Raw genomic sequence first — 17,798 nt, forward strand, 5'->3', positions numbered from 1 at the left:
TCTCTTTCCAAGAAGGCCGGTTGTTGATCAAGAACCAGCAGTACTGGCCGTAAAATAATAAGCATGATTACTAATAAAAGGTAAGTACCCTTGCTAAGCGAGTTCTAAACGGATCCAACAGAGTCAGCCGGAAGGGCGCAGGCCGGTCCGGTCACGTCAAGTGGAAAGTGGTGGGTAGTGTGGAAACAGCTCCATGGGTTTGGGTAGTCGTTGCCGTAGTTGTGGTGGTGCTGATAGTGCTGCTGTTGCTGGCCAGCGGAAGGCGCCGGAAGGCGATCCAGCAAAAGCGTGACGACGAACACCGGGAGAAGGCTGCGGAAATCCGCCGCGAGGCCGAGGCGAAGGAACTTGACGCCCGGGAGCGTGAAGCGAAAGCGACGCGTGCCAAAGCGGATGCAGAGCAGGCCCAGGTGGACGCAGCCAGGCTGCGCCAGCAGGCTGACCAGCAGGCAATGGAGGCCAAGGCACTCCGCGACGATGTGAATGAACGGGCGCGGAAAGCGGACGAGCTCGACCCCGATGTCCACGGCGACCGCCGCGGTGATGTGAACCCGGACCGCCGGGACCGCAGCAACCGCGAGCGAGCCGGCCACGAGGGCGTGGGGGATGGCACCACTGACGCGGCCCGCGGCGCTGATGACCGGGGCGTCCGCGGGGCCGAGCCCCGTGACGGCGTCCGGGACGAGGTGGCCCATGACGGCGTCCGGGACGACGGGGTGCAGAATGACCGCCCCGGCCAGGGTCCTAACCGTGACCGGAGCAGCCGCCGTGACCGGGAGGAACCCCCCTCGGGTATCTAGTCCACGGGCGGTACCGGTTTCCTTGGCTTGAGCACGGGGGAGGGAGTTACTCCTTCCCCCGTTCCCATGCCCCGGAGCACGGCCCTGACCGCATCGGTGGCCGGTATCGTTGGCTCCCAGCAAAGAATCCGGCGGGCCCGGCCCGTGTCCATGATGGGGGCGCCGGCAGCCATCTCCACCCATCCGGAGTCTGTGGGTTGGAGCCGCAGCCGCCACGTCAGGCCGACGATCTTGTGAAGCAGTCCCATGGGAATGGGGAGGATCCTGCGGGCGCCTACAATGCGGGCGAGCTCCTGCGGCGTCAGTACCGGCTCCGCCGCAATGTTGAAGGCCCCGGATGCGCGCTGGTCGATCACACGCCAGTAGGCATCCGCCACGTCATCAGCGTGCACCGCCTGGAAGACCAGGTTGTCCGGGGCGGGCAGCAGCGGAATCCGAAGTTTCCCCGGCAGGAGACGCGGCAGGAGCCGGCCGAGAAAATACCTGCCGATTTCACTTCCGGCATCGGACTGGAAAATCAGCCCTGGCCGGAGCCTTGCCACCGAGATGCCCGGCTCCGCTGCCATGAACGCGTCCAGGGCTGCTTCCTGCTCCGCCTTGTGCCGGCTGTAGTGCGAGCCCGCCATGCCGTTGACCGGCCAGGATTCGTCGCGTCGCTGATCTTTGGGCGCCTTGCTGTAGGCACCAACGGAAGAGGCGCACACCACCTGTTTCACCCCGGCCCTGGACGCTGCCGCGAGCACGTTCCTGGTGCCCGTCACATTGGTGCGGTACAGCTTCTCCAAATCCCGGTTGGGCTGGATCTGCCAGGCCAGGTGGACAACGGAATCCACACCTTCCAGGGCGGCATCAAGCTGGGCGCGGTCACCATCCAGGCCGATGTCCAGGGTGTGCCATTCAACGCCGGAGAAGGGTTCCCGGCCGGTGTCTGGGCGGCGCCTGCTGATGCCCGTCAGTTTCAGGCTTCCCGGCTTTTCAGACAACTGGGACTGCAGCCTGCGGAGGAGTGCTGTTCCGGCGTTTCCGCTGGCACCCGTGATGGCGATGTGCATGGCAAGGACTCCTCGGCGTGGCCTCTCGGTACGGCTGACATACCGAGCCTATATCCGGGAACCATTGTTTTATAAGCAACCTTATGATTTCCTACTTCTAAGTCTTGCCGCAGGCTTTCGGACCCCTACCCGAGGGAACCAACGACAATGCCCGAATACTTTCCCGCACTTGCCGTGGATACGATGCCCGTCCACCAGCACCAGCCAGAACTCGCGGAAACAAGCCCGTCCGGCATCAGAGCGGGGCGGCTGCACCAGACCTTCGAAAACGACTTAGTCCTCCGCTACCTGGACCTGGCTGAAGCGCTGGCCGCCCGGTTTGAGGCCCGCGGACGCGAGCGCGCGGACCTGAACCAGGTGGCCTACCTTGGGCTCGTGAAGGCTGCCCGCGGTTTTGACCAGTCCAAGGGAGACAGCTTTCCCGCCTATGCAGCCCCCACCATCACGGGTGAGCTAAAGCGGTACCTGCGTGACCGCACGTGGGTGGTCCGCCCGCCACGGCACATCCAGGACCTGCGCACCCGGATGTTCCGGGCCGAGCCGGAGCTCACCCAGTCGCTGGGAAGGAATCCCAGCGTGGCCGAACTGGCAGGGGCGCTGGACGAAGATGCCGCCGCCGTGCAGGAAGCCATCTCGGCCTCGAGCAGCATGCACCCGGACTCGCTGGACGCCGTCAACCCGTACTCCGACGCGCCGTCCATCGGCGAGGTGCTGGCCTGCCCCGAGACGCCGCTGGAGCGCCTGGAGGAGCTTGCGTGCCTGCGTGATGCCATCCAGGACCTGGATCCCGCGGACAGGGAACTCCTGTACCGCCGCTACTTCTGCGAGGAAACCCAGGTGCAGCTGGGAAAGCGGCTGGGCATGTCCCAGATGCAGGTCTCGCGCCGGCTTGCCCGGGTGCTGGTGGCCCTCCAGCGCAGGCTGGAAGGCAGTGCGCTCCCGCTACCAGGGGACGAAGCACGCGGAAACACTTCGCACGGAAAGACTTCCCGGACCCGGACGGGCTAGCCGCCCGGCTCGTTTGGACGGCATCCGCAGGGCTCGGGATCCGCAGCACAGGATTCCTGCGCCACGGCATCCAGATCCCGGACACCGTCCAACCGAAATCCGGCATACCGCACCCCGCTGGGAAAACCGCAGGAAGACCCCCGTACCAAGCACAGGCACCACGGCCCTATCTTGCCTGTTCAGCGCCCAGGGACGAATAACAAACGACAGTTGAGAAAACCGTGCGGCCCTGTTTAGGGACATCGGCAGAGGGGAACAGGGAGGACATGGTAAGCACCGAAACATCCAGGCTCAGGGCTGTCCTGTTCGACCGGGACGGAACCCTGGTGGTCGATGTGCCGTACAACGGGAATCCGGACCTTGTCCGGCCGATGCCCGGCGCCAAAGACGTGCTTGACGCCTTGCGTTCCGCAGGCATAGCCACCGGGGTGGTCAGCAACCAGTCCGGCATCGCCCGGGGCATGATCTCCGCCGACGACGTCGCCCGGGTGAATGCCAGGGTGGAGGAACTGCTTGGCCCCTTCGACGTATGGGAAGTGTGTCCCCACGCTGAACAGGACGGTTGCCTGTGCCGCAAACCGGCGCCGGGCATGGTCCACAGCGCGTGCCGGAAGCTCGGCATACCGGAGTCCGGGGCTGCCCTGATCGGCGACATCGGCGCTGACGTCAGGGCTGCGGAAGCAGCCGGTGCCACGGGCGTCCTGGTCCCCACCCCCGTAACTCTTGCCGCGGAAGTGGCTGAAGCGCCGCTGGTGGCGCAGGACCTGGCCGGCGCCGTGCGCCTGCTGCAGGAGGGGCGGTGACGGGCCGCGTCCTGGTGGCGCGCCTGGACAGCATGGGCGATGTCCTGCTGGCCGGTCCTGCAGTCAGGGCCGTGGCCAACGGCCGGATTCCGGACGGCAGCAGGCCCAACCACGTTGTGATGCTCTGCGGCAGGCAGGGGGAAGCTGCCGCAGCCATGCTGCCGGGGGCCGCGGAGGTGTACAGCTGGGACAGCCCGTGGATCATGAACCCGGCACCGGCAATGACCGGCCCGCACGCGGACAGGCTCATCGACTATGTCCGGAACTCCAGGATCACCGAAGCCGTCATCCTCACGTCCTTCCACCAGTCGCCCCTTCCGCTGGCGCTGCTGCTGCGGCTGGCGGGTGTTGAGCGCATTACCGGGGCGTCCACCGATTACGCCGGGTCCCTCCTTGATGTCCGGCTGAAGCCGGGGGAGGACTTTTCCGAAGACCAGCCTGAGGCCGAACGCGCCCTGGGCATCGCGGAGGCGGCAGGGTTCAGGCTCCCGGCGGGCGACGACGGCAAGCTCCGCCTCGCCTCCGTGCCCGATGTCGCGGACCTTGTGGGGCACGGCCCATACGTGGTGGTCCATCCCGGCGCGGCCGTCCCCGCAAGGGCCTGGCCGCCGCTGCACCACGCGGCCGCCGTCGAACTCCTCCAGGGCGCGGGGCACCGCGTAGTGGTCACCGGAGGTCCCGGCGAAACGTCCTTGACCGCCACAGTGGCGGGTCCCTCGGCGCTGGACCTGGGCGGCCGGACGGACCTCACCTCGCTGGCGGGCGTCATGGCGGGAGCCGGGGCAGTCATCACCGGCAACACCGGTCCCGCACACCTCGCGGCCGCCGTCGGCACTCCCGTTGCCTGCCTTTTCTCCCCGGTGGTGCCGGCCATCCGCTGGGCACCGTACGGGGTTCCGCTGGAACTCCTGGGGGACCAGAACGCTGCCTGCCGGATGACCCGCGCCCGCGTCTGCCCGGTTCCGGGACATCCCTGCCTGGACTCCGTGTCGCCCGAGGAAGTGGTGGCAGCAGTGGAACGGCTGATGGGTGGAGTGAGCTCTTTCAGTACCCACGTCCGTACCCGGAGAAAGGCCCGCAACAGATGAGAATCCTGCTCTGGCATGTCCACGGTTCCTGGACGGACGCCTTTGTGCGCGGCCGTCACGAGTATCTTCTCCCTGTCCTGCCCGGCGGTGGGCCGTGGGGGCTTGGCCGTGCCGACAGGGACTGGCCCAAATCAGTGCGGGAGGTGGAGCTGGCGTCGCTGGACGCCGAAGCCGTGGACGCCGTCGTCCTGCAACGCCCGGAGGAGATCGACGAAGTTGCGCGGGTCCTGGGCCGCGGGCCCGGCGCGGACCTGCCGGCAGTGTACGTGGAGCACAACACCCCCAAGGGCGACTTCCCCTTCACAAGGCACCCGCTCGCGGACCAGCGCGGCATCCCGCTGGTCCACGTAACGCACTTCAACCGGCTCGCCTGGGACAACGGGTCTGCGGTGTCAACGGTGATCGAGCACGGAATACCGGACCCCGGGCAGCTCTACACGGGCGAGCTGGCAGAGCTCGGCGTGGTGGTCAATGAACCCATCCGGCGCGGCCGCGTGACGGGGACGGACCTGCTGCCCGCCTTCGCCTCAGTGGCACCCCTGCAGGTCTTCGGTATGAAGACCGACGGCCTCGCCGCCGCCACCGGGATCGACGCGTCCCGGCTGACCTCCCGGGGCGACCTGAAGACGCTGGAGCTGCACCGCGAACTGGCACGATGCCGGATCTACGTGCACCCGATGCGCTGGACCTCTCTGGGGCTGTCCCTCCTGGAAGCCATGCACCTGGGAATGCCCGTGGTTGCCCTGGCAACCACCGAAGCACCGCGGGCGGTGCCGCCGGAAGCGGGCGCCGTGTCCGCCGACATCGACGAGTTGCTCCGGTGTGCGCGGCGGCTGGTGTCCAATCCGGAGGAAGCGCGACGACGTGGCGTCGCCGCGCGCGAGGCGGCACTCGAACGCTATGGCCTGGCCAGGTTCCAGCAACGCTGGGACGAGCTCCTGGGGGACCTGGCCGGCCATCCCCGGCGCCCGCTGTCCGCCGGCAATAACGGCCCGGACGAGCGGATCCTTGTTCCGGCTCGAGAGAGGAAGACGCCATGAGAATCTCGATGATTTCAGAACATGCCAGCCCTTTGGCGGCTTTGGGCGGAGTGGACGCCGGCGGGCAGAACGTGCACGTCGCGGCACTGTCCGAAGCGCTGGCCAGGCGCGGCCACCACGTCACCGTCTACACCCGCAGGGACGCAACGGAGCTTCCCGCCCGGGTCCGGGTGGGGCACCGCCTGGAAGTGGTCCACGTGGAGGCCGGACCGGCACGCCACGTTCCGAAGGACGGGCTGCTGCCCTTCATGGGTGAACTCGCTGACGGTGTGGCCAGGGACTGGACCCAGCGGCCCCCGGATGTGGTGCACGGCCACTTCTGGATGTCGGGCCTGGCTGCCCTGGACGCCGCCAGGCGCACTGGTTCCGGATACCGGATCCCCGTCATCCAGACCTTCCACGCGCTGGGAACGGTCAAGCGCCGGCACCAGGGCGCCGGGGACACCAGCCCGCAGGAACGCCGCTGGCTCGAACCCGGCGTGGGCCGGTCCGCGGACCGGATCATCGCCACCTGCTCGGACGAGGTGTTCGAGCTCAAAGCCATGGGCATCCACACCGGCAAGATCTCCATCGCCCCCTGCGGCGTGGACCTGGACTTCTTTTCCGCCGACGGTCCCACGGCTGCACGGACTACAAGCCACCGGATCCTCTCCGTGGGCCGCCTGGTGCCGCGCAAGGGAGTTGACCTGGTGATCCGGTCGCTTCCCTACCTGCGCGAGTCGGGGTTCGACGACGTTGAGCTCCTGATCGTGGGCGGCGGCGGGGATTCGGGGGTGCTTGACGCGGATCCGGAGGTGCGCCGCCTGCTGGGCCTTGCCGCCGAACTCGGTGTGGCGGACCAGGTGCGGCTGCAGGGCCAGGTGTCCCGCGGCGAGATGCCCGGGATTTTCCGCAGCGCGGACGCCGTGGTCTGCGCCCCCTGGTACGAGCCCTTCGGCATCGTTCCGCTGGAAGCCATGGCCTGCGGCGTCCCCGTGGTGGCTGCCGCCGTCGGCGGTCTCCGTGACACCGTGGTGGACCATGGAACGGGGCTGCACGTGCCGCCCCGCGATCCGGAAGCCATCGCTTCCGCCCTGGCCATGCTGCTCCGCAATCCGTCGCTGCGGACGGAGCTGGGCAACGCGGGAAAGGTCCGCGCCCGCACCCGGTATTCCTGGGACCGGGTGGCCGCCGAAACCGAAAAGGCCTACCAGCTGGCGGTGGCAGGAGCTCCTGCCGGTGTTTCCCCGATGGAAGGAGCGGCGCTGTGACTCCGGACTGGTCCCTGCGTGACGCGGGCCTGAGGACCCTGGCCGCCCCTCCGGCTTTGCCGGCCGTCCTGCCCGGTTCCGGCTTTGTGGACCCGGCCACCGCGGACATCGTCCAGGCCCATCTGGACAACGTCCTGCCGGCGCTGGATTCGTTGCGGCGCCAGTCCGGCCGCCTTGCCGCATGGGGAGTGGACCTGGCGCACCGACTGCTGCGCGGGCAGCGCCTCCTGGCCGCAGGCAACGGCGGTTCAGCCGCGGAGGCGCAGCACCTGACTGCCGAGCTGGTGGGCAGGTTCGACGGCGAGCGTGTCCCGTTCTCCGCGATCTCCCTGCATGCCGAGTCCTCGGCCGTCACGGCGATCGCCAACGACTATGGGTACGACGACGTCTTCGCGCGCCAGGTGCGTGCCCACGGCCGCTCCGGCGACGTGCTGATGCTGCTGTCCACCAGCGGCAAGAGCCCCAACCTGCTGCGGGCCGCGGAGGTCGCGTCCCGGCTCAACATCACCACCTGGGCGCTCACGGGGGCCGGCCCCAACCCCTTATCCGACGCGTGTGACGAGGCAGTGATGATTGACGCCCTTAACGCCAATGCGCAGGAAGGGCACCTGATCGCCCTGCACGCCATGTGCCGTGTCTTCGACCTGGAAGTGGGGCGGCGCAGCACTCCCGACGCCGGGCTCCAGGGACGGGGCCGGTCATGAGGATCGTGGTGGTGGGCGACGTGATGCTGGACGTGGACCTGTCCGGGGAGGCCACCCGGCTCAGCCCCGACGCGCCCGTTCCGGTGGTGGACGTCTCCGGGGTGAAGCGCCGCGCCGGCGGCGCCGGCCTGGTGGCGCGGATGCTCGCGGAGGACGGCTGGCCCGTCACCCTGGTGACTGTCCTGGGCGACGACGACGCCGGGCGCCAGCTTGAAGCGCACCTCGCCGGGGTGCGGCTTGTGTCCGGCCCCAGCGGCCACGCCTCGCCGGTCAAGACCCGGGTCAGGGCGGGATCGCACCCGGTGGTGCGCTTTGACGAGGGCTGCGGCAAGGCTCCCATTCCGGATGCCAGCCCCGCCATGCTCCGCGCGGTCGAGCAGGCAGGCGTGATCATCGTGGCCGACTACGGCAGGGGGCTGGCGGCAAATCCGCAGCTCAGGGACCTCCTGGCCCGGCTGGCCGGCAGGGTGCCCATCATCTGGGACCCGCATCCTTCCGGGCCGGACCCCGTCCCGGGAGTGGCCGTGGTGACGCCGAACGCCGCCGAGGCGGGCAAGGCCGCGCAGGCTTATGCCGGCTCCCAGGACCCGGTGACACAGGATCCAGGGCCACAGGACTTAGGGCCACAGGATCCAGCGCCGCAGGATCCCGCAGTCCAGGCCGGCCGGATCCTGCTGGAACAGTGGCAGAGCCGCGCCGTCCTGGTGACCAAGGGCGAACAGGGAGCGGTCCTGCTGCGGAAGGGCAGCGGCTCCCCCCAAGCGGTGCCGGCGCCCCGGGTGGAAGCGGGTGATCCCTGCGGGGCCGGAGACCGGCTTGCAGCCAGCCTGGCGGTCCACCTCCTGGCCGGCCGCGACCTCGGTGAGGCTGCGGGGCTGGCAGTCCATGACGCGGCAGATTTCCTTGCCAACGGGGGAGTGTCCGCACTCCCGGACCACGCGTCCTCCATTGCGCCCGCCCAGGATCCCCGGAACCACTCCGCGCCCCACAACCAGGCAGCGCCGAGGCGCCACACCCGCGAACCACTGCTGCTGGCCCGCACGGTGCGGGAGGCCGGCGGGACAGTGGTGGCCACCGGCGGCTGCTTCGACCTGCTGCACGCCGGCCACGTCCGGTCCCTCGCCGCAGCCCGCGAACTGGGCGACTGCCTGATCGTCTGCCTCAATTCCGACGAATCCGTCCGCCGGCTCAAGGGGCCGGACCGTCCCATCATCGGCCAGCAGGACAGGGCCGAGCTTCTGCTGGCCTTGGAATGCGTGGACGCGGTAATGGTCTTCGACGACGACACACCGGTCGCCGTCCTGGAGCGCCTCCGCCCGGACATCTGGGTCAAAGGCGGGGACTACAAGGGCGCCCGCCTGCCGGAGGCCGACCTCGTGGAGCAGTGGGGCGGCCGCTGCCTGACCGTGCCGTTCCACCCTGCCCGTTCCACCACGGGCCTCGCCGACGCCCTCGCCAAGGTGGGCTGACCGCCGCTCCGCCCCATGTTTTTCGTATTCCCCATTGAAAGGAACACCATGACTGCAGAAGTGAATGCGCCCGCAACCAACACCCCCGGCCGCGTGCTCGTTACCGGAGGTGCCTCCGGACTGGGGGCCGCCGTCGTCGACGCCGTCCTCAAGGCAGGCGGCACCCCGGTGGTGCTGGACCGCGATATCAGCAGCGTTTCCGCCGTGAAGGCCTTCGAAGTGGACGTCTCGGACCGCGCGGCCGTGGAAGCGGCAGTGAAGGAAGCCGCCGAGTCGCTGGGGGGACTGGAAGCCGTGGTCACCGCGGCCGGAATCGACCGCTGCGGCAAACTGGCGGACGTCGAAGCCACGGAGTGGGAAAAGGTCATCGGAGTGAACCTCATGGGCACGGTCTCGGTGGTCCGGGCTGCCCTGCCTTACCTCAAGGCCAGCCACGGCCGGGTGGTGACTGTCGCCTCCACCCTGGGGAAGCGGGCCGTTGCCGATGCCACCGCGTACTGCGCCTCCAAGTTCGGCGTGGTGGGATTCAGCCACGCGCTGGCAGCAGAAACGGGCGGGGAAATCGGTGTGACCACCATGATCCCCGGGGGCATGAAGACCCGCTTCTTCGATGACCGCACGGAGCAGTACAAGCCGCAGGACGATTCGCGCCTCAACGACCCCGCCAATACGGCGCAGGCAATCCTCTTCGCCCTGTCACAGCCCACGGGATGCGAGGTCCGCGAGATGCTGATCTGCCATGAGGAAGAGGGCTCCTGGCCCTAAATCCAACAGACCACCAGACCGGAAACCGACGGGAGGAACACCATGCCTACCACTGCAGTCGAAACAACCACAGGCACCGAATCAGCAGAACGAGCCGGGATCACCATCCGCAACCCGCGCACCGGCGACATCCTGTGGACCGTGCCGGAGGCCGGACCGGAAACAGTGGCCCGCGCCGTGGACGTTGCCCGGAGCGCAGCTTCGGACTGGGCCTCCACCGCTCCGTCGGAGCGGGGCGCCGCGCTCCGGACCGCCGCGCGGGCGCTCGATGCCGCCGCCCGGGAACTGGCCGGGCTCAACGCCAGCGAAACGGGTCGGCCGGTGGACGAATCGCTGGCGGGGATCGCGGCCGGTGTGTCCACGCTGGAGCAGTATGCCGAGCTTGGCCCTGTCCACCGCGGCCTCAGCCTGCGGGGAAGCCAGCTCGCGTCGGACTACACCGTGGCGGAACCCCGGGGAGTGGCAGCGCTCCTGACCCCATGGAACGATCCCGTCGCTGTGGCCTGCGGACTGATCGGTGCCGCACTGGTCACCGGCAACACGGTGGTTCACAAGCCCAGCGAGCGCTGCCCGCGCCTCGGCGAGGCGCTGGGGGAGGTCCTGGCCCCGGCGTTCCCGCCCGGGGTGTTCCAGACAATCACCGGTGGAGCGGGCGTCGGCGCGCTTCTGGCACAGTCTGACCTGGACGTCATCGCCCACGTTGGATCCAGCGCTGCCGGTGCCCATCTTGCCCGTGCAGGGGCACAGTCCGGTGCACACGTCATCCGGGAAAACGGAGGAAACGATCCCCTGCTGGTGGACCGCGACGTCGATCCCGTATGGGCGGCAGAACAGGCCGCCATGGGCGCCTTCAGCAACAGCGGCCAGATCTGTGTGGCGGTTGAACGTATCTATGTCCATGAAGCCATCGCCGCGGAGTTTTGCGCCGCGCTGGAGGCAGAGGCAGCACTCCGGAACGGCAATGGCACGGTGGCCCCGCTGGTGGACGGGCGGATGCGGGACGCGGTCCACGCCCACGTGGCTGATGCGCTGCAGCAGGGAGCGCATGCGGTGGAAGGCGGGACGCTCCCGGACGGTCCGGGCTCCTTCTACCCGGCAACGGTGCTGACCGGATGCACGGAGCGGATGGAGGTCATGATGGAGGAGACGTTCGGACCCGTTGCCCCGGTCCAGGTGGTGACATCGTTCGACGACGGCCTGCGGCTGGCGTGCAGCGGCAAGTACGGCCTCGCCGCCACGGTGCTGTCCGCCAACATCGCCCACATCCAGCAGGCAGTGGCCACCCTCCCCGTTGGCACCGTGAAAATCAACGAGGTCTTCGGCGGGGCCCCCGGCGGGGCTGCCCAGCCGCGGGGCATCAGCGGTGCCGGCTTCGGGTACGGTCCCGAACTCCTGGATGAGTTCAGCCGGGTGAAAGTGGTGCACATTGCGGCGCCGCCGGCGGCTGCCCTGGCAAGGGACCAGCCGTGACCACGGCGCCGGAAACGGCGGATCTTTCGCAGCAGCGCGCCCTCGCGGAGTGGCTGCCGGGACGGATCGCTGCGGAACGGCCGGCCATCCTGGTGCTTGGCGACGTCATGCTGGACGGCTGGTGGAACGGCAGCATCGAGCGGCTGTGCCGGGAGGCCCCCGCCCCGGTGGTGGACGTGCAGAGCCGCGAGTCGGTGCCCGGCGGAGCGGCCAATACAGCCATGAATTTGGCTGCCCTGGGGGCCCGTGTCTCGGTGGCGGGCATCATCGGCACCGACGACGCCGGCGTGGACCTCCGCAACCAGCTCGTGGCAGCCGGGATCGATGTCACGCACCTGCTCGACCACCCGGACATGGTCACCACCACCAAGATCCGGATCAGCAGTGGCGGCCAGGTAATGCTTCGCATCGATGACTCCGCCAGCTCCGTGCCCGCCGAAGCGCTGGCCGAACTCGCGGCGTTGGTGCGGTCCGCCGTCGAACACCAGCAGGCGGTGATGGTCTGCGACTACGGCACCGGCGTCCTGGCCGATCCCGTCCGCCGCGCCCTGATGGACGCCCTGGCCGGCAGGCACGGCGCGGAGTCCGCTGCCCGCCCGCTGCTGGTGGTTGACTCCCACGACCCCCGCCCGTGGGCGCCGCTCCACCCGGACCTGGTAACCCCCAACGCGCAGGAAACTGCGCGGATGCTGGAGGTACGGCTCCCGGACGGACAGGAGAGGGTGGCGGAGGTGGGCAGGCACGCCGAGGCACTGCTGGAGGCAACGGGTGCGGGGGCGGTGGTGGTCACCCTGGACCGTGACGGAACCGTGCTGCTGAGGCCCGACGGCGTGACGCACCGGACGTGGGCCCGCCCGGCTGCCGAGAAACAGGCATCGGGAGCCGGTGACACCTTCGTGGCCGCGCTGACACTTGCGAGGTCGGCCGGACTGCCCCTCACGGCCAGCCTGGACCTGGCGCAGTCGGCGGCCGACGTCGTGGTCCACCAGCCGGGCACGTCGGTCTGCAGCACGGCGCAGCTCAGCCGCTACCTGAAGGCGTTCGCGGACACCGCGCTGGACGCCGGCGAGCTTGAACGGCAGCTGGAGCTGCACCGCGCCCAGGACCAGCGCATCGTGCTGACCAACGGCTGCTTCGACGTCCTGCACAGCGGCCACACCCGCTACCTCAACCAGGCCAAACAGCTGGGGGACATCCTGGTGGTGGCGCTCAACAGCGACGACTCCGTGCGGCGGCTCAAAGGTGAAGGCCGTCCCATCAATGCGGTGGCTGACCGGGCGGCCGTGGTGGCGGCGCTGAGCTGCGTGGACTACGTGACGGTCTTCGACACCCCCACCGCAGCTCCGTTGATCCGGCAGCTGCGTCCCGAGGTCTACGCCAAGGGCGGGGACTACACCCCGGAGATGCTGGCAGAGACCCCGGCCGTGGAGGAGTACGGCGGCCGCGTGGCCATCCTGGACTACGTGGCCGACCGTTCCACGACGGCTGTGGTCAACAAGATCCGGGACGGCGAAGGGGCGGTGCGGACCAACTAGGGTTGAGAGCTGGACTGGTTGGGCTGAATGAAGCGGGGCACGGGTAATGGCGAAACGCGGGAAGCCGGGGGGCCGCGGCAGCCGTGCCACGGCCGGCGTGGTGGAGGTTCCCAAAGGGACCCGGCCGGACGGCCCGGTTGAGGGCGTCTACTACATCGATACCGGAGACTGCGAGCTGATCGCGGACCAGGACAACTCCACCGGCTGGCTCCTGAAGATCAACGGCGTCATGAGCTCCCATATCGACCTCGCCGACCCGCTGTTCCTGGACTTTGAGTACATGCGGTGGATGGCGGCGCTCATCGAGTCCCGCTGGCCGCCGTCGGAAGCGTCCTCCGGGCTGAAGCTCCGCGGGCTGCACCTGGGCGGCGGAGCCTGCTCGCTGGCGCGGTACTTCCATGCCGCCTACCCGGATGCGCGGCAGGTGGTGGTGGAGCTGGACGGCAAGCTGGCCGAATACGTCCGCGGCTGGTTCGACCTGCCCAAGGCGCCCCTGCTGCGGCTCCGCGTGGGGGAGGCCCGCGAGGTTACCGAGGCCCTGACGGCGGACACCCGCGACTTCATCATCAGGGACGTGTTCGCCGGAGCCCTCACCCCGCGGCCCCTGACCACCGCGGAATTCACCCGGCACGCCAAGCGCGTCCTTGCGCCCGGGGGGATTTACGTCGTGAACTCCGGTGACGCGCCGGACCTGAAGAACGCTCGGGAGGATGCCGCCACTATTGCGGCTTCCTTCAAGCACACCGTGATCATCGCGGACCCTGCCATGCTGAAGGGCCGGCGCTACGGAAACATGGTGATGGCGGGCAGCGACACCCCGTTCGGCGACGACCCGAAACTCCACCGGCGGCTCCTGGGCGGCGCGGTCCCGGCACACCTGTGGGACGACGCCCAGGTCCGGGCTTTCGCGGCGGGGTCACCGGTGCGGCACGATCCGCCCGCAACCCCATCGATTGCTCCGTAACTGTCGTTCTCACCCCCGACAACGACAGTTACGGAGCAGCCGAAGAGGTTTTTCCACGGCCCAGCAGCCATTCCCGGTGTCCGGCCATCTGTTCCCGCAGCGCCTGCACCACCGCCGCCACCGCCGGGCGCCGCAGCGAATCCGGCCGGAGCACCATCCAGTACGGCAGCAGTTCGGCGATCTCGGCCGGCAGCAGGCGGACCAGGTCAGGATGGAGGTCGCCCATGAAACAGGGCAGGAAACCGATCCCCGCTCCGGCGCGGGTTGCCTCCACGTGGACAAAGACGTTGGTTGAGGTGAGGCCGTCGCGCATGGCGGGCACCAGCCGGCGGGGTGCGTCCAGGTCATCCACCTGCAGCATCGAATCCACGAAATAGACCAGCGGGTGGTCATTGAGCTCGGCCACCGTGGCTGGCGTGCCATGCTCGGCCAGGTAGGCGCGCGAGGCGTACATCCCCAGCATGTATTCGCCCAGCCGCATGGCCTCGGCCCGGTGCACCTGCGGTTCGCCCACCACCACTTCGATGTCCAGGCCCGAGCGCTGCTGCAGCGCCCGCCGCGTCATGGTCACCACCTCAACGCTGAGCCCGGGATGGTTCCGGCGCAGCCGCGCCACCGCGGGTGCGGCGATGTAGGCACTGAAGCCGTCCGTTGCAGTCATGCGTACGACGCCGGTAATTGGGTCGGGTGCCCGTCCGGCGGGTCCCAGGGCGCCCACCACCGCTTCGACCTGCTCAGCGGCCTGGACGGCCTGGGCTCCGAGGTCGGTCAGCTCCCAGCCTCCGGGGGCGCGGGCCAGGACCCTACCGCCGAGTGCCTTCTCCAGGGAGGCGATCCGGCGTGAGACGGTGGTGTGGTTCAGGCCCAGTGCCTGCGCGGCGGCCGTGAATTTGGCGGTGCGGGACACCGCCAGGAGTACCAGCAGGTCATCCGGATTGACGTTCATATCTGCAATTCTGCACACAGCGCGTGCTGCTTTGGTTATTGAAGGCGCATGTCCGTGCAGTAAGACTCAGTGGAGCCATTAGTGCTGGAGATCACAGCGCGTGTCGCCGTGGACACGGAGGAGAAACCCATGAGCGCTGAACAGCGCCCGGCAGAGAGTGCTGCCGGACCTGCCCCGGTAGACGCTGCGCTGCATGAGCGACCGGAAAATCTGTTAGAAAGCCCGAGGGGACTGCCATGGAAAACACGTTGAACGGCCGCAAGGCACTGATTACCGGGGGAGCGGGCGGGATCGGCGCTGCCAGCGCGCGGGCCCTCGCCGCCCGGGGTGCCAAGGTGGTGATCGCGGACGTGGACGCGGCCGCGGCGGAAGCACTTGCGGATGAAGTGGGAGGCACCACCTGGGCCGTTGATCTGTTGGACGTGGAATCGCTCGCCACCCTGAGCCTTGACTGCGACATCCTGGTGAACAACGCCGGGATCCAGCGCGTCAGTCCCATCGAGGACTTCGAGCCAGCCGATTTCCGCCGGCTGCTCACCCTCATGCTGGAGGCGCCGTTCCTGTTGATCCGGGCCGCGCTGCCGCACATGTATGCGAACAATTTCGGCCGGATCATCAACCTCTCCTCGGTGCACGGGATCCGGGCCTCCCCGTTCAAAAGCGCGTATGTATCCGCCAAGCACGGCCTGGAAGGGCTGAGCAAGGTGACGGCGCTTGAGGGCGGGGAGCACGGCGTCACCTCCAACTGCATCAACCCCGGATATGTGCGCACGCCGCTGGTGGAGTCGCAGATCGCGGACCAGGCCAAGGTCCACGGAATCCCGGAATCGGAAGTCCTGGCGAAAATCATGCTCACGGAGTCCGCCGTGAAACGCTTGGTGGAGCCGGAGGAAGTGGCCTCTCTTGTGGCCTGGCTCGCGTCGGACCACGCGGGCATGGTGACCGGCGCCAGCTACACGATGGATGGCGGCTGGTCGGCCCGCTAGCCTCCCGGTGCGGGAGTTTTTGTCCAGATGTGCCGGCTTCCGGCCTTCAGCCTGCATATCTGGACAAAAACTCAATCCAGCTGTTTGATTTGCCGGTGGTCGTAGAAGAACACGCCGTGGACGGTATCCACGCCCACTGATGTTCCCTGCTGAAAAACCACCAATCCCTCGCGACGGCCCTTGAACGGATCATCCGCCACCACGGCGTCGCCGATTTTGTAGGGTGACCGCGGGGCGAAGGGCTTCAGCATGCGGTTCCATGTTTGGGCTGCAACCTTGGTCAGGCTGACGGGCCGGCCCATGCTTGATGGGTCCCGGACAACGGCTTTGGCCATGTGTACCAACTCCTCGGAAGCGGCGCAGGCCGCTCACTCGCGGTGCAGGTTAACCGGAATGTTCCCAGCAGAGGGCGGCCCTCCACATTCCGGCTGGCACCTTACGTCAAAGCTATGCGCTAATCACACCAGTCACACCAGTAACAAGTACTCGCTTTTTACGGACCCGGTACTTACCTGGTGCTGCAGCGCTCAGCGCTTGCCGTTGACGATGTCCTCTGCGTTCTCGAAGGCCCATGCCACCAGCGGAACCAGCAGTGCGCTCAGCTCGTAGCCGCGTTCGGTAAGGCTGTAATCCACGCGGGGCGGAATAACCGGCTGCGCATCCCGGCGGACCAGGCCATCCCGTTCCAAAGTCTTGAGGGTCTGCGCCAGCATCTTTTCACTGATTCCCTCAGCCCTGCGACGCAGGTCGCTCCACCGCTGCTCGCCTTCCGAAAGCGCAAGCAGGATAAGGACGCCCCACTTGCTGGTGACGTGGTCCAGCACAGTCCGGCTGGGGCAACCGGCCGGGAACACGCCGTCGGCAAGGTCAACCGGAAGGGGAGCCGCTTGGACCGCATGGCTGTTGGCACTAACTTCCATGTGAGTACCTTACCTGAAAGTGCGTACTCTCTTTTAGGAAGTAATCAGGAATGCGTGTGGTTGTGCTTCATGTCAGACACCCTACGGAAGGAATTTCATGAGCATCGTCATCACCGGAGCAACCGGCCAGCTGGGCCGCCACGTCGTCGAGGCCCTGCTGGAGCGCAACGTCCCTGCCGGGGAAATTGTGGCCACGGGGCGCTCCGTGGAAAAGCTGGCAGGCCTTGCCGGGCGCGGCGTGCAGGTCAAAGCACTGGACTACGCGGACGCGTCCTCCGTGGCCGCGGCACTGAAGGGTGCCCGGAAGCTGCTCCTCATTTCCGGCAGCGAGGTGGGCCAGCGGGTGGAGCAGCACCGCACCGTGATCGAAGCCGCGAAGGCGGAAGGTGTGGAGTTGTTGGCCTACACCAGCATCGCCAACGCCGACAGCACGGGGATGAAGCTGGCAGCCGAGCACCAGGCCACGGAGGCCATCCTGCGGGAATCGGGGGTGCCCTTCGTCCTCCTGCGCAATGGCTGGTACCTCGAGAACTACACGGACCAGCTGCCCGGGACCCTGGCCCAGGGCGCCCTCGCCGGCAGCGCAGGGGACGGACAGGTCAGCGGCGCCGCGCGTGCTGACTATGCCCATGCCGCTGCTGCCGTGCTCGTGGCGGAGGGCCAGGCGGGCAAGGTGTACGAACTGGGCGGTGACGAGGCCTTCAGCATGGCGGACCTCGCAGCCGAAATCAGCTCGGCCACCGGCAAGACCATCACGTACAACGACTTGCCCGCACAGGAATACGCCGGCTTGCTGACCGGGGCCGGAGTGCCGGAGGCGTTCGCGGAGATCCTGGCGGACTCCGATCTGGGCATCGCCCGCGGGGACCTCCTGGTAAGCAGCGGGGACCTGCGCAGGCTGATCGGACGGCCTGCCACCTCGCTGGCTGAGGCTGTGCGGGCTGCCGCTGCCGCCGTATAGCGGCCGTACCGCCTGCGTTTGCACTGGGCGTGTGCGG

At 68.2% G+C, this 17,798-nt stretch carries 18 protein-coding genes; 14 read left to right on the forward strand and 4 right to left on the reverse strand.

Translation table 11 applies throughout. The features are described from left to right. Positions 1–179 precede the first annotated feature (179 nt). Positions 180–800: a hypothetical protein gene (locus tag IEX33_RS07980; RefSeq protein WP_188729132.1), complete on the forward strand. Its 621-nt coding sequence runs from the start codon at positions 180–182 to the stop codon at positions 798–800. Here the strand turns inward: IEX33_RS07980 and IEX33_RS07985 are convergent. Then, complete coding sequence (locus IEX33_RS07985; RefSeq protein ID WP_188729134.1) at positions 797–1,852, reverse strand: NAD-dependent epimerase/dehydratase family protein; 1,056 nt, start codon at positions 1,850–1,852, stop codon at positions 797–799. The two genes, IEX33_RS07980 and IEX33_RS07985, sit on opposite strands and share 4 nt — an antisense overlap. 147 nt (positions 1,853–1,999) lie before the next feature. Between IEX33_RS07985 and IEX33_RS07990 the strand changes: the two genes are divergently transcribed. From IEX33_RS07990 to IEX33_RS08040, 11 genes are all read left to right on the forward strand, one after another. Continuing rightward, a complete protein-coding gene (locus tag IEX33_RS07990) occupies positions 2,000–2,860 on the forward strand; it encodes a sigma-70 family RNA polymerase sigma factor (protein WP_188729136.1) in 861 nt (286 codons plus the stop codon). A 266-nt stretch (positions 2,861–3,126) separates the two neighbouring features. Continuing rightward, the gene (locus tag IEX33_RS07995; protein WP_188729138.1) at positions 3,127–3,663 is read left to right on the forward strand and encodes a D-glycero-alpha-D-manno-heptose-1,7-bisphosphate 7-phosphatase; all 537 of its coding nucleotides are present in this window, start codon (positions 3,127–3,129) and stop codon (positions 3,661–3,663) included. A gap of 32 nt (positions 3,664–3,695) precedes the next feature. Further along, a complete protein-coding gene (locus IEX33_RS08000) occupies positions 3,696–4,751 on the forward strand; it encodes a glycosyltransferase family 9 protein (RefSeq protein WP_188729253.1) in 1,056 nt (351 codons plus the stop codon). Then, positions 4,748–5,791, forward strand: coding sequence for a glycosyltransferase (locus tag IEX33_RS08005; protein WP_188729140.1), 1,044 nt, complete (start codon positions 4,748–4,750; stop codon positions 5,789–5,791). The genes IEX33_RS08000 and IEX33_RS08005 overlap by 4 nt, the downstream gene beginning before the upstream one ends. Continuing rightward, a complete protein-coding gene (locus IEX33_RS08010) occupies positions 5,788–7,041 on the forward strand; it encodes a glycosyltransferase (RefSeq protein WP_188729142.1) in 1,254 nt (417 codons plus the stop codon). The genes IEX33_RS08005 and IEX33_RS08010 overlap by 4 nt, the downstream gene beginning before the upstream one ends. Next, positions 7,038–7,745 carry a D-sedoheptulose-7-phosphate isomerase gene (locus IEX33_RS08015; RefSeq protein WP_188729145.1) on the forward strand — a complete coding sequence of 236 codons (708 nt, stop codon included), beginning with the start codon at positions 7,038–7,040 and terminating at the stop codon, positions 7,743–7,745. The genes IEX33_RS08010 and IEX33_RS08015 overlap by 4 nt, the downstream gene beginning before the upstream one ends. Then, positions 7,742–9,214 (forward strand): D-glycero-beta-D-manno-heptose 1-phosphate adenylyltransferase, encoded by a 1,473-nt coding sequence (gene rfaE2 / locus IEX33_RS08020; protein WP_188729147.1) that lies wholly within the window; start codon positions 7,742–7,744, stop codon positions 9,212–9,214. Before IEX33_RS08015 ends, rfaE2 (IEX33_RS08020) begins: the two co-directional genes overlap by 4 nt. A gap of 48 nt (positions 9,215–9,262) precedes the next feature. Continuing rightward, positions 9,263–9,979: an SDR family oxidoreductase gene (locus IEX33_RS08025; RefSeq protein WP_104188007.1), complete on the forward strand. Its 717-nt coding sequence runs from the start codon at positions 9,263–9,265 to the stop codon at positions 9,977–9,979. 42 nt (positions 9,980–10,021) lie between these two features. Continuing rightward, complete coding sequence (locus IEX33_RS08030; protein WP_188729149.1) at positions 10,022–11,449, forward strand: aldehyde dehydrogenase family protein; 1,428 nt, start codon at positions 10,022–10,024, stop codon at positions 11,447–11,449. Beyond that, positions 11,446–12,984 carry a D-glycero-beta-D-manno-heptose 1-phosphate adenylyltransferase gene (gene rfaE2, locus IEX33_RS08035; RefSeq protein WP_188729150.1) on the forward strand — a complete coding sequence of 513 codons (1,539 nt, stop codon included), beginning with the start codon at positions 11,446–11,448 and terminating at the stop codon, positions 12,982–12,984. Before IEX33_RS08030 ends, rfaE2 (IEX33_RS08035) begins: the two co-directional genes overlap by 4 nt. Positions 12,985–13,030: 46 nt before the next feature. Then, positions 13,031–13,948: a spermidine synthase gene (locus tag IEX33_RS08040; protein WP_188729152.1), complete on the forward strand. Its 918-nt coding sequence runs from the start codon at positions 13,031–13,033 to the stop codon at positions 13,946–13,948. 28 nt (positions 13,949–13,976) lie between these two features. Here IEX33_RS08040 and IEX33_RS08045 read toward each other — a convergent pair whose 3' ends face one another. Next, on the reverse strand, positions 13,977–14,894 hold the full coding sequence (locus IEX33_RS08045; protein ID WP_188729154.1) for a LysR family transcriptional regulator: 918 nt from the start codon (positions 14,892–14,894) through the stop codon (positions 13,977–13,979). Positions 14,895–15,130: 236 nt separating this feature from the next. On the opposite strand from IEX33_RS08045, the gene IEX33_RS08050 reads away from it, so the two are divergent. Further along, positions 15,131–15,880, forward strand: coding sequence for a 3-hydroxybutyrate dehydrogenase (locus IEX33_RS08050; RefSeq protein ID WP_188729156.1), 750 nt, complete (start codon positions 15,131–15,133; stop codon positions 15,878–15,880). A 71-nt stretch (positions 15,881–15,951) separates the two neighbouring features. Here the strand turns inward: IEX33_RS08050 and IEX33_RS08055 are convergent, their stop codons facing one another. Next, on the reverse strand, positions 15,952–16,215 hold the full coding sequence (locus IEX33_RS08055) for a hypothetical protein (RefSeq protein WP_104188021.1): 264 nt from the start codon (positions 16,213–16,215) through the stop codon (positions 15,952–15,954). 192 nt (positions 16,216–16,407) lie between these two features. Then, entirely contained in the window at positions 16,408–16,800 is a 393-nt protein-coding gene (locus IEX33_RS08060; RefSeq protein WP_188729157.1) for a winged helix-turn-helix transcriptional regulator, read from the reverse strand. 97 nt (positions 16,801–16,897) lie between these two features. On the opposite strand from IEX33_RS08060, the gene IEX33_RS08065 reads away from it, so the two are divergent. Next, the gene (locus tag IEX33_RS08065; RefSeq protein WP_188729159.1) at positions 16,898–17,761 is read left to right on the forward strand and encodes an SDR family oxidoreductase; all 864 of its coding nucleotides are present in this window, start codon (positions 16,898–16,900) and stop codon (positions 17,759–17,761) included. Positions 17,762–17,798: the final 37 nt, after the last annotated feature.

The sequence above is a fragment of the Pseudarthrobacter scleromae genome (genome assembly GCF_014644515.1).
In the GTDB taxonomy this organism is placed as follows: Bacteria; Actinomycetota; Actinomycetes; order Actinomycetales; family Micrococcaceae; genus Arthrobacter; species Arthrobacter scleromae.

Bases quoted from the DNA above. Each gene is read 5' to 3' on its own strand.
- IEX33_RS07985 (WP_188729134.1), bottom strand. From the start codon at position 1,852: ATGCACATCGCCATCACGGGTGCCAGCGGAAACGCCGGAACAGCACTC.
- IEX33_RS07990 (WP_188729136.1), top strand. From the start codon at position 2,000: ATGCCCGAATACTTTCCCGCACTTGCCGTGGATACGATGCCCGTCCAC.
- IEX33_RS07995 (WP_188729138.1), top strand. From the start codon at position 3,127: ATGGTAAGCACCGAAACATCCAGGCTCAGGGCTGTCCTGTTCGACCGG.
- IEX33_RS08000 (WP_188729253.1), top strand. From the start codon at position 3,696: ATGGGCGATGTCCTGCTGGCCGGTCCTGCAGTCAGGGCCGTGGCCAAC.
- IEX33_RS08005 (WP_188729140.1), top strand. From the start codon at position 4,748: ATGAGAATCCTGCTCTGGCATGTCCACGGTTCCTGGACGGACGCCTTT.
- IEX33_RS08010 (WP_188729142.1), top strand. From the start codon at position 5,788: ATGAGAATCTCGATGATTTCAGAACATGCCAGCCCTTTGGCGGCTTTG.
- rfaE2 (WP_188729147.1), top strand. From the start codon at position 7,742: ATGAGGATCGTGGTGGTGGGCGACGTGATGCTGGACGTGGACCTGTCC.
- IEX33_RS08025 (WP_104188007.1), top strand. From the start codon at position 9,263: ATGACTGCAGAAGTGAATGCGCCCGCAACCAACACCCCCGGCCGCGTG.
- IEX33_RS08030 (WP_188729149.1), top strand. From the start codon at position 10,022: ATGCCTACCACTGCAGTCGAAACAACCACAGGCACCGAATCAGCAGAA.
- IEX33_RS08040 (WP_188729152.1), top strand. From the start codon at position 13,031: ATGGCGAAACGCGGGAAGCCGGGGGGCCGCGGCAGCCGTGCCACGGCC.
- IEX33_RS08045 (WP_188729154.1), bottom strand. From the start codon at position 14,894: ATGAACGTCAATCCGGATGACCTGCTGGTACTCCTGGCGGTGTCCCGC.
- IEX33_RS08050 (WP_188729156.1), top strand. From the start codon at position 15,131: ATGGAAAACACGTTGAACGGCCGCAAGGCACTGATTACCGGGGGAGCG.
- IEX33_RS08055 (WP_104188021.1), bottom strand. From the start codon at position 16,215: ATGGCCAAAGCCGTTGTCCGGGACCCATCAAGCATGGGCCGGCCCGTC.
- IEX33_RS08060 (WP_188729157.1), bottom strand. From the start codon at position 16,800: ATGGAAGTTAGTGCCAACAGCCATGCGGTCCAAGCGGCTCCCCTTCCG.
- IEX33_RS08065 (WP_188729159.1), top strand. From the start codon at position 16,898: ATGAGCATCGTCATCACCGGAGCAACCGGCCAGCTGGGCCGCCACGTC.